16 protein-coding genes are annotated in these 14,863 nt (G+C 38.9%); all 16 read right to left on the bottom strand.

Features of this window, described 5'->3' with window-relative positions:
• Window positions 1–57: 57 nt before the first annotated feature.
• Window positions 58–1,050: a hypothetical protein gene (locus RCP16_RS06145; RefSeq protein WP_308641895.1), complete on the bottom strand. Its 993-nt coding sequence runs from the start codon at window positions 1,048–1,050 to the stop codon at window positions 58–60.
• Entirely contained in the window at window positions 1,037–1,588 is a 552-nt protein-coding gene (locus RCP16_RS06140) for a hypothetical protein (protein ID WP_069325976.1), read from the bottom strand. Before RCP16_RS06140 ends, RCP16_RS06145 begins: the two co-directional genes overlap by 14 nt.
• 20 nt (window positions 1,589–1,608) lie before the next feature.
• Window positions 1,609–1,989, bottom strand: coding sequence for a hypothetical protein (locus tag RCP16_RS06135; protein ID WP_273594197.1), 381 nt, complete (start codon window positions 1,987–1,989; stop codon window positions 1,609–1,611).
• Window positions 1,990–1,999: 10 nt separating this feature from the next.
• Window positions 2,000–2,485: an ABC transporter permease gene (locus RCP16_RS06130; RefSeq protein WP_069325978.1), complete on the bottom strand. Its 486-nt coding sequence runs from the start codon at window positions 2,483–2,485 to the stop codon at window positions 2,000–2,002.
• Between the two features lie 55 nt (window positions 2,486–2,540).
• On the bottom strand, window positions 2,541–4,610 hold the full coding sequence (locus RCP16_RS06125) for a hypothetical protein (protein ID WP_308641894.1): 2,070 nt from the start codon (window positions 4,608–4,610) through the stop codon (window positions 2,541–2,543).
• Window positions 4,607–6,424 (bottom strand): P-loop NTPase family protein, encoded by a 1,818-nt coding sequence (locus RCP16_RS06120; protein WP_308641893.1) that lies wholly within the window; start codon window positions 6,422–6,424, stop codon window positions 4,607–4,609. The genes RCP16_RS06125 and RCP16_RS06120 overlap by 4 nt, the downstream gene beginning before the upstream one ends.
• Window positions 6,414–7,253, bottom strand: a complete 840-nt coding sequence (locus RCP16_RS06115; protein ID WP_308641892.1) for a hypothetical protein — start codon at window positions 7,251–7,253, stop codon at window positions 6,414–6,416. Before RCP16_RS06115 ends, RCP16_RS06120 begins: the two co-directional genes overlap by 11 nt.
• A complete protein-coding gene (locus RCP16_RS06110; RefSeq protein ID WP_308641891.1) occupies window positions 7,250–7,975 on the bottom strand; it encodes a hypothetical protein in 726 nt (241 codons plus the stop codon). The genes RCP16_RS06115 and RCP16_RS06110 overlap by 4 nt, the downstream gene beginning before the upstream one ends.
• Window positions 7,976–8,023: 48 nt before the next feature.
• Entirely contained in the window at window positions 8,024–9,046 is a 1,023-nt protein-coding gene (locus tag RCP16_RS06105; protein WP_161594214.1) for an SAF domain-containing protein, read from the bottom strand.
• 27 nt (window positions 9,047–9,073) lie between these two features.
• A complete protein-coding gene (locus RCP16_RS06100) occupies window positions 9,074–10,555 on the bottom strand; it encodes a serine/threonine protein kinase (RefSeq protein WP_308641890.1) in 1,482 nt (493 codons plus the stop codon).
• Between the two features lie 236 nt (window positions 10,556–10,791).
• The gene (locus RCP16_RS06095; protein WP_137221545.1) at window positions 10,792–11,262 is read right to left on the bottom strand and encodes a DinB family protein; all 471 of its coding nucleotides are present in this window, start codon (window positions 11,260–11,262) and stop codon (window positions 10,792–10,794) included.
• Between the two features lie 68 nt (window positions 11,263–11,330).
• Entirely contained in the window at window positions 11,331–12,401 is a 1,071-nt protein-coding gene (locus RCP16_RS06090) for an SAM-dependent methyltransferase (protein ID WP_308641889.1), read from the bottom strand.
• Between the two features lie 25 nt (window positions 12,402–12,426).
• Entirely contained in the window at window positions 12,427–12,756 is a 330-nt protein-coding gene (locus RCP16_RS06085; protein WP_308641888.1) for a thioredoxin family protein, read from the bottom strand.
• Entirely contained in the window at window positions 12,756–13,106 is a 351-nt protein-coding gene (locus RCP16_RS06080) for a cyclic-phosphate processing receiver domain-containing protein (RefSeq protein WP_069325987.1), read from the bottom strand. Before RCP16_RS06080 ends, RCP16_RS06085 begins: the two co-directional genes overlap by 1 nt.
• 33 nt (window positions 13,107–13,139) lie before the next feature.
• Window positions 13,140–13,964 (bottom strand): Fpg/Nei family DNA glycosylase, encoded by an 825-nt coding sequence (locus RCP16_RS06075; RefSeq protein ID WP_069325988.1) that lies wholly within the window; start codon window positions 13,962–13,964, stop codon window positions 13,140–13,142.
• 26 nt (window positions 13,965–13,990) lie between these two features.
• Entirely contained in the window at window positions 13,991–14,797 is an 807-nt protein-coding gene (gene nucF / locus RCP16_RS06070) for a 5' nucleotidase NucF (RefSeq protein WP_308642451.1), read from the bottom strand.
• Window positions 14,798–14,863: the final 66 nt, after the last annotated feature.

Genomic DNA, 14,863 nt, shown 5'->3' with positions numbered 1-14,863 from the left:
CGCTTGAGCGATTCTTATTTATTGTCAAAAAGATAATACTCTCCAATTAGTAAATGATTAATGTATTAAAGGATTACGGCAATCACGTAGAAAGTATCCTGATTTCGCTGCTTCTTTGGCATCGGTGAATAAATCTTGAGCAGGCGCAGGTAACTTACAGCCATTAGGATACGCATATTTAATACCTGAATCAGGATCGACTGTTCCTAACCAAGAAGTCTTTTTCACTAATCGTCCTCCACCTAGCGCATAATTATTGTAATAACCGCTACCTGTAGGAATCCCCTGTAAAAAAGATAAAATACCGATATCATTGATACTATTATTCCATTCCTCTTGCGAGATCGTTGGCAACGTAAATGTATAAGAAATCCCGTAATGAGACGCATATTCATTGTGTTTGTTGATATAATAAGCCAAATCTTTTTGTATCGAACTCACGATAGCTGTACGTCTAACTTGCTCAAAGGTATCCATTTGATCTAAAAGTGCGATATCTGTCTCATTAGCTAACTGCTCTGCTTGTCCATCTAATACTTTGCCGGTATTTGCTTCTGTCACATGAACAGTATGATCTAATGTAAATTGTATACTGTTACCTTGCGCATCTGAATACACATACGGCTTTTTGGGATGCCATGTATGTCTAGCATTGGATGATCCATCTGCACCTATGTAATTTTCGGTGGCATAAATATAATACCCATCATAATCTATCACAACAATAGCAGGAATATAATGTAAAAGATTTTGCTGAGCCGATTCATCACCACGAATACCAAAGTTCAAATAAAGTGTATTCAGAAATGTCTGTAAAGCTAGTTCTTTGTCTGCTCGAAAAAACTTCTTAGAAGAATATCCTGCTTCATATTGTTGCTGTTCATTAGTACTCATAACCTGACCTGCGTCTTGAGAAGCAGTCCGAAGTGCTGTAGTGTACGAAATTTGTAGACTGGATGCTTGTGACTGTTCATCGGTATGTAGTCCACTTAGCCAAAATAATGGAAAGAAAATAATTACGAATAAAATTGCAAAATCAGTAATCTTCATTGAGCACCATGCCTCCATAACGTGCAAGTACAGCAGAACGATTCTGATTTCCTTCAATTCCCAGCATCCCACGTAAGATCGCTGCCATGGTTCGATTAGTACTTTCTACTTTTACGGTGAAATAATCACCATTTTGTAAACGATATTGTCTGCTTGGATCATCTTTAGCCATACTATTTTCTGGATACAATACAGGGAGTATCGCATTCTCATAATACCCTTCATATACAGTAGTAAATTTATTTTCAAATGTATTCGGATTCGCAGGATCTGTATATTCAGGATGATACGTTTTGTGCAAATGTTCTAATTGAATAGTGTACTGATTCCCTGTGGCATTCATTTCACGGGTAAAATCATTGTACATTGTTGGAGTCACATATCCTTTGGTACGTACAGCATCGGTAAATTGAACAACTGCATTATAAACCATCATCTGAGAAAGATCGTCTTGACGCTCTGCCGCCTGCATCGTCGGAAATACATATAATAAAGCTACCGCAAGAAAAGCGGCAAATACTTTGGACATCGAATTCATAGCGTTCTCCTTGATCCTTCTTAGCTAAATTGAATAGTCACTATATTCCCTTGCTGATCCGTCTGGTAAGTGACCTGATACGTACGCTGTACGTCTATTTTCAGTAATGCAGATGGTTCAGGTTGTATATGATGAGGATAAAGAGAATGATCTATTTGCATATCGACACCGATCTCTTGAATCTGAGCTATCGACTGCCTGACCTGTGCGCCTGTATATGTCAGCGGTTCTGAAATGCCAATATACTGCTGAACACTTTGTTTTTGACCCTGCATCACGGGTTCTGATAATTGAGTGACTTTCTGCATTCCACCGCTCAAGTAAAGCGCCGCTAGGCAAGCTGTTCCAAACAAAAATAATTGAACAGCCAGCCATAGCATACTTTTTGTACTATTATCCATAGATCATTCCTTACTGTTGTGTGAAAACAAGACCGCGAACTACATTAGAACGATCTTTGATAATCGCTGCTTTGAATTTACCACTTGGATTAACATACTCGGCACTTGATTCGGCCATTGTATTATTCATATCCCCATTAGCTTTAGCAGTTACGGATCCATACGAATCTGAAGTTAATTCTCCGCTTGTATTTAACGTATTGCCATACCATTGTCCGTTAGATCCTTTGTTTTTACCCGTTGTTACCTGAACACCGAACTGTTCTTTACCGCTAAATTTACGCAAAGCATTCGTTACTTGAGAACCACTAATAGTTGTACCATCATATACTGTATAAGAAGCTTGAGATAATTCAGTTTGGATATCCGCAAAGTTATTTTGTGCAGTTTTGGTAGCTTCTTGAGCAGAAATAAATAAAATAACAACAATCGTAATCAAAGCAATCGTTAAAAATATTCCTGCGGCTACTTTCAAAGCAGTTGAAGCATTATTCATTGTAAAATCCCCCGTTATTGGTTTTTTAGTTTATACGTTGATAGTTTATGAATAGCTATATTTTTTGAATCTGGTCATAATACACTTCCATCTGGCTAAAGCTCATACCGATTAACGGCAATACCAGATAAAGGAATATCAAAGCATACATAGGCGTAAAGCCAATCATTTTTCCCCATGTTGCTTTCGTTTCGATCATTTTTTCATATTCTTGACGACGCTGTTCAAAGTAATAAGACATATCACTTTCCAGATCATCAAATGCTTGTGGAATCGGAATTTTATCTACGGCTAGATGAAGTTTGTCGACTAGCTTACCGAATTCAGGAAAAGAAACTTCATCTTTGAGCTGTTCCAATGCATCTTCAGGTCCATGTTCATAATGAAGTAAACATTTCTGTAACGGTAATTTGAAGATAACGGCGAACCGATTCATCCATTCCAAAATCACTTCGACAGACATACGATCCATTCCACTGAGCATGGAGATCACGGTATGAAATTGATATACTTCGTGCTTCATATCCATACTTCGTGCTTTTTTCTGGAAATAAAGCATCCATACAGGGACTTGATAAGCAATCAAAGCCATCATAAGGGCGATCAGCAACTCCCACCAGCGAAAATATTCACTATCATATGCTTTGAGCTTGAGCAAAATGCGATCCGTTGTGGTATTGATCTGCTCTTGATCTCGAAACTTGCCAGAGTTGTTCACCTGTATTGCAATCTGCTCATAAGTCACTTGACTAGACAATCCGACAGAAAGCATAATTTGACGATCCAAGTCAGCTAATTCCTGCGCGTTTTTTTGTTCATCTATAGACATAGAGCCAAATAACATATCGTTTTTGACAGGTGCATATAGAATCATTTCTTTGGATTGATGATGTAGAATCATTCCTGCTGATAAAGTAACGACGAAACATAAGATGCAAAGTACTAATCTGCGTACTTGTAACCACTCCACTGTAATTCTGGCATTTACATCATTCAATAATTTGTCTAACCGATACTTATGAAGTGGATTTTCTCCTGCCGATGCTAGAAAAACAATTTTGCTAAACCATTTCCATTTCAACAATGCTTGTTCCCAGGAACGATAATCTTTCCCTGCTCGATACGTTGTCTCATCGTAAGTTTGTAATTTTTGAAGTAACAGATAACTAATGAGAATCAAGATGAAAATAAAAATACGTGCGATAAATCCTAATTTACTGGTATAAAAATCATCCATTGCTGGAAAATTACTACGTGCCCATTGTTCTATTGGATTGGTAAAAAAGATCGGCACAAGCACAATAATGTTTAGACTTTTAAGCAGATAATCCAGCTTATCTCTTCGTAAAATCTCTAAATGAATCTCTTTAGTCAGATTACTGAGTCCTCTAAGATACATAGAACCATCTTGTCTTACTTTATCCCCATATTCCATCACCATACCGGATATACCGGCAAAAGCCTTCAGAAAGCGGTTAGGAGCTGTCTCATAATACTGTTCTAATCGTTCTTCTGGATGTTGGTCGGTTAATGCTTCTACGATCAAGTTCGCATGGAGCGCAATCTCAGGAGCGGCATATTCTGACGCTTCATATAGAGATTCATCCACCATTCCATGACGGTGATAATGATGTCTGACATCTGCTAGCAAATCGACCATTTGACGCAGCAGTCTTCGTTCTAATCGACCTGCATAGGCTTCGATAAACATGCTATTGAGTACTACAGCAGCAATACAAAGCATAATAAAAAACAAAGGGTCAGGATTACGGATCATAAGGATCACTATCGATCCACCTAGTATACCTATAATCATCCATGTTACTGCCATCGTACGACGACGTAATTCCCATTCTTCATAAGCATGAATACTGGTAAGCCGTTTGCGAATCCGAAGCACATAACTTCCTAATAATGGAACTTTCATTGCTACCATATACGATTGCTGTAGCGTCTGATAATGCCATGCTTGCCATCTTTTGCGCAGATCATGATTTTTCTCAGAAGGCATCATTGCTGTTAAATGACGACTACGATTATGCTGTATCCGGTAAAGTATGATAACAACTGCCATTCCAACTGCACATATAATCAATACAGCGATAAGCAAATGCTTGATACTCATACCGCTTGCCCCCAATACGTATGTACAAAACGTTCAAACGAAACACGATCTTGCGTTGTCATTTGCTCTTGCATTTCGATCTTATTTTTTGTAGATAACGGATGAACAGCTACATATACACCATCATGGTATTCAATAATATTACGTGCAATAAACGTATAACGCTGGTTATGATCTTCTTCTTCACTTAGATCTGCTACAGGTACACATTCAGTGATACGTTCAATATAACGTTGTCCTTCTGCATCTCTTTTCAAATGAATATCAAAGTTAATGACACTAACGACTTGTTCTTCAGCAATCACTTCATTTTGGAAAACCCCGGTTTTGAGCAATGAGTTACGAAGCGAATAGATCAGATCACGAAATGTTTTGGCATGATGAGTAAAAATAGTGAATAAGCTAGCTACCTGTGCCATCTGAATCATCCATGCAGCGACTTCATCAGTAGCAACTTCTCCCAGAATATTAACTGTTCCATCGGTTTTTTTCTGCACATCTAGACCTTGTTGACCGGATACATTTTCAGTTTCACGGAAGCTCAAAATATTACGTCGACTATAGATTTCACGCAAATGAAGTTCTGACGCCATTTCTTGCACACGCAATGTATACGAAGCGTAGATATGCTTCACCAGTGCCATCAACAATGTTGTTTTACCAGAACCTTGAGCACCTGTTATCGATGTGATGCGTGCTCCTTTCATCAAGTAAACAAGCATTTCAATCACCATTGCTGATTGATCGCCACGAATCAATTGTTCTAAGGTAGCATTTTGCACGTCAAATTTACGTACAAAAAATGCCCATGATTCTGCAAAAGGAGGACGTACAACGACGATCCGTGAACCATCTTTCATTTCATTTACTTTGTATCCATTAGCTTCAGACAATTGCCCTGGATGATTGTATTTATAGATATTTTGACAGACCCGTTTTAATTCGCGCACAGACCCAAAGCTTAGAAAAGATAAGTGAATAGATTTACCTTTATAAAATAGCCATACGCTTTCCCATCCTTTAGCAGGTGGTTCAACAACTTCATCTTTAGGGTTAGGCATATACCGTGGTGTCAGTTGTCCTGAGTCTTCCAATACACCACTGACCCCGCCACTTACTCCATCCACTCGTTGATCTCTAATTTCATCAATAACAGAAAATCCTTTATAATGCTGATAGACTTTTTGCGTTACAATATCTAACTTTTCTTCAAAAGTTAACGGACGATATTCCTGTCTAAAAATCTGCTGAATATCATGATCTGTTATAGCATAAGATAAGCTATCTCCATCGGTTTCGATTAATTTAGGCGCTGCTAGATCATATGTATCAATCAGCATCGATAATCCATCACGTCCATATTCGCTAATATAGCGATATAACAAAATATCGAACTGTTCACCTGTTGTTAATCGTTCTTCTTGATCAAACGGAATAATCTGATTGATATTGGTTTCATTTAGCCCGTATCCTTTGTGTAAAAGACCTGCAATAAAATCTTTGACATAGCGCTTATCCATTACATCTCCAGAAATACAGCCTTTTAACGCTTGACGTAATTCGGTACGCTTTGCAATTCTACGTCTATACTCTTCTTCATTCAGACCATAATCTGATAAACGACTATGGCTCATATCATGCAATTGATCTTTAACATATTGAATCAATGCAGACAATGTATGCTCCTGACTATGATTGACAGCGATATCGTTACCTGCAAGAGCTGCACGACGATGACGTGCAAACAAAAGTACACCCAGAATCAGCAGAACGATAATAATCAAAGTCATATTGATTCCATTTTCAAATAGCATGAAGCTTCCCCTCTCCAAGCCGCTTATGATCATGTCCTTCATTTAACTGTTCGAGTACATGTTCTGTTAACATAGTCGCTTGCTTAAAGAGTTCCACATATTTACGCGGCTGAGCCACTCCCAGATTCCGACGAACAAAAGGAAGCAGTGTCTGTACATTCCATGCATCTCTAAATTGAGCATCATTTTCAATAGCGAATATATTTTGCTTCAAACTGTATTTGCGACGAATATTGGATATCGTGCATTTAGAATCTGGATCATAAGCACCTAAGACTGTTGTCCATGGTTGCTGATGAATCGATGCCCATTGCTTGCTAGTAGTAAAAAAGGATTCTAAATGATTGATATTCTGGCTCATATTGACGACTACACCATCTGCATACTTCAACAATTCCACTTTATCCATACCTGAACCTATATCTACAATCACAAGATCATAATATTCATTCGCAATATTCAAAATATCCTGCCAATCGGAATCGTTATCTGTCACTGTCTGGTTGGATTGAATCATTGTACCCGGTAGTAGGTCTAATCGATCTTTTAATAATGGAATCGTGTAATCAGATATATTATTTTTGTTCAGCTTGCGTGAAGATAACAATCGACGCACACTATCAATACCAATATCTGATTCCTGATAAGCAGTAGATACGAGAGTACCATGAGCCATTAATCCGCTCTCTATACTTTCGCCTTGAGCTTGATTATGGCAGACCAATATGCGTAAGCGATATTGTAGTGCTGCTGTCAAGGTAACTAATGCGGTATGTGAAGATGTTTTACCATGACCTGCTTGCGGACTCCAAAACATTACTGTACTCATGCTCTTTTCCTTTCTGCTTGTTTAAGCGCTCTTTTAATTTCTTTATTTTCCATTCCGCTGATCTGACCTGTAAGTTCACACAATCCTTTTTTGAACAAACGGGATAATGGACGAATACGTAACTTTTCTGCATATTCATTTTCTAACTTTAGAGCCATATCCGATTCTGTCCATGGAATAGTAACAATCTCTGTATTCCAAGCAATCGGTAAATGATCTAAATGACTGCGGATATATTGCGATTCTAATGAACAATCTATTGTATGAATAAACGTTAAATGAAATGAAGGGACAAAAGTGGCTTTATCTTGAGCTTGCATCTTTTGATACCACTGTTCGAACCAGTTAATACTTTTGTCGATTGTCAGTCGATCATAATCGCTTACCCAGACATGTTCCTCGGCACTAATCCATTGCTCACGATTATAAAAATTAGTCTGTTCTACATCACAAAGAATATAATCGTAGTGCATACAATCTTCACCTGTATGGGATAACTGTGTATTAATATGTTCAAAAGCTTCAAACCCTGTCGCTAAATCAAATCCGGCAAATTCAGTAATGGTCTGTCTATAATCCGAATTGCCACTGTAGTAGCGATAACGATGTTCTAAAGTCGCATCGATTAATAATACTTTTTGCCCGGCTGAGGTCATCAAAGCACAAAGGGATAACATTAAATCTCGCTTATCGCACAATCCTGTAAATATCCAGGTTTTCAAACTGCTCAATCCTTTCTTTTGGTAAAGGGTATCGTTTCTATTTTCGATCTATTGAGATGTAAAGGCTTCAGATGCGTTGTTTTTATATATTGAATTCTCAGTATTGGTAGAACTATTATCTGTAGTTGTCTGTTCGTTGTTAGATGTATTATTTTCCTGATTAGAATTGTTGTTATATGAACTTGCTCCACCTGACTGATTATAGGATTGTCTTGTAGATACAGCGGATTCTGCTGCCGATTGAGCAGACTGCGCAATATTGAGTCGTTGTTCATCGGATAGAGCTTTAAGATCTAATTCTAATTGCTTCCGTACATTGTCTAATAAATAACGTTCTGCTGTGCCTACGATATTAGGATCTGCTTTCATTAAATTTAATACTTCAGCGTTAGAAGGGTACGTAGGAATAGCTTCTTTTTGTAATTCTGGTTCTACATAACTAACAGCGTATAATGATGCTTTATGCAATAACGCATCTACGGTTGCACTGGATAATGCTAACATTTCGTCTTCTTTTAAAGTGGTCCATATGGTTGGATAATCTAAATTATTTAATTTCTTTTTGGTTAACACAATATAATCTTGCCCGGTAGGAAATTGAATCCTAATATCAATCGTATCTCCCTTTTTGATATCTGTAGGCATTAAGATGGTGTTTAGTTCACGATTACGCATATCATCTGTAGTCGGCTGTTCTTCATAGATCATCGAAGTGGTGATCGGCATATTACGGGTTAAATTAATTTTAGTTGTTTTACCGACTAACTCATTGACTGTAGGTAAGAGATGATCTGGCAAAGATTGCTTAGGCAAATTGATGCTAACTAGATCTTTTTTAGTGATTTCTTTGCCTGCTGTTACTTCTTGTGAAGGTACAAATACAGTTACACGTTCTGTACCTTCTTCTAACGTGCGTATCTGCTGTTCATAGCGTGCTCTAAGTTCATTCTGATCATGTTTGAACTGAATACTAGAGTAAATCACATACCCTGCAAAACAAAGACCAATCGCCCCTGCTCCGCATAAACCTGCATATATTAAATGCTTGGTGCGTTGTCTGATTTTAGACAATGTTATAATCTCCTTCATTTCTGCTTTTTAACGTAGACTAAAGCGAAATTTTTTTCTTTTGATAGGTGCTGGGATAATACTATTGAAAATAGTTTGTAGAGCGGTATCCATCTGCGCATGTTGATCAAAAGGATCAGGTTGCCATGGTAACGCATAGACTTGCTGAGTCTCCATCTCTTTGCTTATCCGCTGTGTCACTTCTTGTGTAGCCAAAGGTAAACAATAATGCCATTTGTTTTGCGGATGACGTTGCAATTGTTCTGCAAACTTCAAAATATCTTGATAACGCCATTCAGCTCCCGATCCTACTACAATCGGAATATCGGCTCTTAAAAACTCTTCTAAGCGCTCATTGTCTTTGTAGCAACCGAGATCAAGTACGAGAAAGCGATAACTTCCACCCAATAAATTCACTACTTCTGCACGTGCTGATTCTCGCCAATAATCTACATGTTGTATTTGAAATTTACGATCAAGCGGGTTGGAGCTTCCTCCTGCAACCGATTGAATTCTTGCAAATGTTCCAGGTACTCCATTCATTTCTGCTAGGGCAACGCCGCCTCCATGACGGGCAAGATAATGGGCGATTGCTATAGCTGTATGTGTTGTTCCTGTACCTGATGCTGTGCCAATTACAGCCACTACCATCGTCGCTTGTTGCATATTTACAGCGCTAGAAAGTGAATTCGGATAGATAGGCGCTGTATTTTCTTGCACCGCTCTTCGTATTGCTTCACGAGCTTCAGTAGCATTTTGAAAACGATCGATGGGACGCTGTTGTAGCATTTTGCGTAATACAGGGATAATTCCACGAGGAAGATCGCTACGAATAAATTTCTCCATACCGGGCATCCATTCGCTATAATGACCTCCTGTAGCTAGATACAGAATTAATGCTCCTAATCCATACAAATCAGAACGACTATCCGTTTGTCCACTACCATATTGTTCGGGTGCAGCGAATCCAACCGTTCCTAATTTCACTGTATCTTCTGTTTCTTCTGGCTTAAAGTTGCGTGCAATTCCGAAATCGATCAACCTCATATCTTGCATCGGTGTGACCATCACATTAGAAGGCTTCATATCTCGAAAAACAATCGGTGGTTCACGATCATGTAAATACTCTAGTACTTCGCACAATTGATCTGCACAGCGCATAATAAAAGATGCTGTAATATATTCAGGATGTTTTTTGAATTGTTGATCCAATGTAATACCTTCAATATAATCCATAACTAAGTATGTAAATCCTTCAGCATCAGGCTCAAAAAAATCTACAATTCTTGGTAAAGAAGGATGACTCAATGTAATTAACATCTGTGCTTCATCGGCTACATTTACAAATTGTGATGGCGCAGAGACACTTTCTTTGATCGCCCAAGATCGTCCAGGTAACTTCAAGTCATGAGCTAGATAGACATGACTCATACCACCACTGCCTAACTTTTGCTCAATCCGATAGCGATCTCCTAGTACCATGCCATATGCTAATTTGGATGAATGAATCATAGATATACCTCCTTGATTACAGTTTGTTATTCAGTCATATCGTCTCCATATCAAAAAATGCAACAAAAAAGGGAAAGCTTCCGCCACACTGAAAATAACCCTGTTAGGATTAGTTGTTTCAGTGGACGGGATGCTTTCCCTGTCCGTTGCACTTCAATTTGAATTTATTATAAATGATAAAGTCGGGATTTGTAAAGACTTTTTATAAGACTATTTTCCTACATAGTTCAATATGATCATTTTTGAGCAGCATAAGCGTCTCGATTACGTTGCACTTGTTTGACATGCAATTCTAAATGAGATACACAAAGTTTCTCTGCAATCATACGTGCAGACAGTGTTCCATCTTCTGTATGCTCACCTGTACGTTCCCAATCTTCATCACGAATCTGCTCCAAAACAGGTGCAAAAGCCCTACGCATTGCGATCAATGCTTGCAGGTGATGTTCCATATTAAGTGAACTATACTTTAGATTTTGTGCCCATAGATCTTGATCAAATGCTCTAATCACAGGATTTTCTTCAGCCAAGACTGATTTCAATCGGGATTGAAGCATAATTTCTACATCAAATAGATGAACAACGATCTCATGAATGCTCCATGCTTCTGGTGCTGGTTTAAAATCAATTTCTGCTTCAGGAATCGCGCGAATCTGTTCTACAAAATGCTCCATATCCGGTAAATAACGATAAATTGCGTTTTGCATAAGTACACATCCTTCTCCACATTGATCTTTATATTGATATATCCAATGATCTGACCAACCCTGTTTTATCAGTATTTGACCATATAGAGCGTAATCTCGTCACGGTTATGAAATAATTGCTTCGCACGTTGAACCTGCATACGCGCTTCTTCAAAGGTGCTGATGACTTCTTTGATCAAAGCCAGTGGCTTTTTGTTCATTAACTTCACTGTAACAATCACAGTTCCGCCCGGCACAACAGCATCTAACATACCAATAACCAATTTAGCTGTTAACTTAGGGCTCCAGCTCATATCACAAACCAGTAGATCGAATTCATTCGGTTTGAATTTGACATCAGCTGCATTTTTTTTGACTACTTTAAGATTAGGAATATTTTGTAGAGAAGGATCCATTTTAGCTGGATCTACTGCTGTCACTTGCAATCCTTTGTCCAGTAGAAAAGAAGTCCAGCCTCCCGGCGCAGCACCTACATCAACCGCAGAACGAAACGCAGTAAAGTCGATTCCAAATACACGTTCTGCTTCAAGTAATTTGAATTTGGCACGCGAAATCTGACCTTCTTCTCGTTGGAAACGAACAGCTCCACCATTCCAATCCGACAGATTATCTGTTGGCACCGAAATGCCTGCATACAATCGTTCTGCTGTCCAAAATACAGAGACTACTTTGTCTGCATCCTGTACTGCAAAATCAGACTGCAAGCCCATTAGACGTTGTTCGAGTAGATGACGTAATTCAGACGCATTTTCTTCTGGTGCAGCATCAGCTGTTTTGCGAATATGCACAGCTAGACGAATACCTTTCAATTCATCACGTTTCAATAGTAAATCGGCTAATACATCAAATGGATGTTGCGCTGCATCGATCTGATCCAATACCAGATCATAATGAACCGGTTGAATATGACGTAAGAACATAGGCGGTTCTGCTAATAAACGTTGTACCACTTGCTCACTAGCTACAGGTAAAGTTAATAAAAGCACTTCAGAAGAAACTAAAACAGAACTTTTTACAGCTCCGAAAGCTCTTTTTAATTCTTCTTGTGCATAAGGAGCAAAACCGTGATTAGCTGTTCCGATCCAGCGAGAATCGCTTTGTTGCTCTTGTTCTTTCGTATTGTTTTCTTGGTCATTCATGAGTTAATGTTCAGCCTCCAATAATTTATGCGATTGCACTACGGATATGTTCAAGTATACGTGGAACAGATTCCATACGGTATAAAAAACGTGGAGTTTTTTCTCTCCACGCTTCAAATACAATCAGACACGGTATACTGCTAATTTCGTAAGCTTGTACAAATGTAGGTGCAAAGTTAACATTTAAAGCATATACCGTTTGTTCTGGTAAAAGAGGTAACGTAATTTCCAACATCCGTCGCCCCATTTTACAAGTACCACAAAGCGGTGTATACGCATATATAGCTACTGCTTGTCCTGATGTGATCGCCATAGCTAGCGCTTGTTGTTCTGTCAGTTCTTCGATCATAGCCATCACCCTTGCCCTTGTGAAGCTTGGTTAGCGATATCACTCAGAAGTTCCGCAGGCATAGCACCATCATGCAGGATCACATGTTCAGGTTTTGCTTGATACAACAGTTCATACATTCGCTTACGACCCGACATACTTGAAGTATGCAAATAAATTTCATTAGCAAATAGACCTTCATGCACCATCGCTTTGACTACATCTGTTCCATCCATTTGCCCAAAACCAAGCTCATGATCTAGCGAAAGAATATGGACTTCGCTCTCTCTGAGCATCATCAGACATTCTTCTCCGTCTCTCGCTAGAGCAAAACCTTTGGGGCAAGGACGATAATCATCCAAATAAAGATTGATCATAAATACTGCCTCCTCGGTTCCTATGGCTTGATTTTATTTTTCAAATTGTGTAGCTGGACAATAATATGCTTTTTTACCTGAGACTTCGGTTTTGACAATTAAGTCTTTGGCAGAACGTACAGAAGGTTCACCTTCACGCTCATATACACGACGAAGTTCATGGAATCCACCTGTTAACGAATCCGTTACTGTTAACGGTTGACCCGCAAGATGTCCACCTGTTTGAATCGCTTCTTCTAGTACAGTCTGCATAGCGACATAAAGACGAGATAATGCTTCATCTTCTAGTTCTTGTACTTTGGCAGATGGTAATAATCCAGCTGTAAATGCGATCTCATCCGCGTAGTAGCTTCCAATACCTGCTACTAGATTTTGATTGGTCAATGCCGTTTTAAGAGAACTGCGACGACCTTTATATAATTTGATGAACTGTTCTTCCGTTAATTTGCGATCCGTTGCTTCAGGACCTAAATCTTTTAATTTAGCGCCTGCTTCTTTGGCAGTATACACATAGAACATCCCTTGACGTGCACCGGTAAAGTAAAGAGAATTGTGATCTTCGAATTGAATTTCAACATCAGATACACGATCTGCATTGTCTTTTGTTTTGCCATAAAATAAAGAACCACCTGCTGCAATACTTAAAAGCAGACGTTGTCCATTGTTGGTATGCAAATTTAAATATTTGCCGCGACGTTCGATAAAAGCAATTCGTTCGCCTACGATTTGACGATTTACTTGTTCGGATTCGAGATTAACAGCTTTGGCACGCTTAACCTCAATTTGAGTAATCGGTACATTTAAAATGTAATTGCTTAATTGCACTTTATAGTTTTCTAATTCTGGCAATTCTGGCATAAGAATTCTTCCTCTCTCTATATCAATTAATGGGATAATGACTGGAATCCAAGTGCCGAACTGACTTCGGCAAGATTCTGACATATGATATCTGCTTTGACCCCTGCTTTGGCTTCATGTATAGACATATTCGCCGTTGTTGTAATACCGCTTAAGACCAGTACTGTTACACAACCGGCTGCCGCACCAGCAGCAATATCTGTTAATAGATTATCACCTACTACAATCGCATCGCTTGCAGGTAGTCCTAAGCGTTCTAATGCATATTCCATCAAGATAGCTGATGGTTTACCTATCACAACAGGTTCTACACCTGTAGCGGCAGCAATGGATGCGCCAATCGTACCTGCTCCCGGCAACAAACCATCATGTGAAGGAAGCTGAAGATCGGGGTTCGTCAGAATAAACTGAGCTCCACTTGCGATCAGGCGTAATGCCTTGGTCAGCTTTTCATATGTAAATTGACGATCGATCCCTTGAAGGACATAATCCGGTTGTTCCTCTGTTAATTGTAATCCGTGTGCTGTTACGGCTTGCTTCAATCCATCTTCTCCAATGACATATACACTGGAATCAGGTGACTGCTCTGCAATATAATGAGCCGCTGCCATAGCCGAAGTACATACTTGTTCAGCACTAGCAGGTATGCCTAGATGAGTCAGATGATCTGCGACTCCTTGCGGCGTACGTGAAGAGTTATTGGTAACAAATAAATAAGGAATCTGCTTCGACTGTAAATCTTCTATCCAAGCACTTGCTCCTTCGATCACGGTATCACCATGATACAATGTACCATCCAGATCAATTAGCAATCCTTTACGATTTGTTGTCATATAGACACCCTTTCTATCACTCACAATCTTCATTGTAAAAAAAGTTGCGGCATAAGGCAAACGGTA

This window comes from Paenibacillus nuruki (assembly GCF_963311185.1).
Classification (GTDB): Bacteria; Bacillota; Bacilli; order Paenibacillales; family Paenibacillaceae; genus Saccharibacillus; species Saccharibacillus nuruki.
Note: the sequence above shows the minus strand (reverse complement) of the source record. Positions and strands in the feature narration are given on the sequence as shown.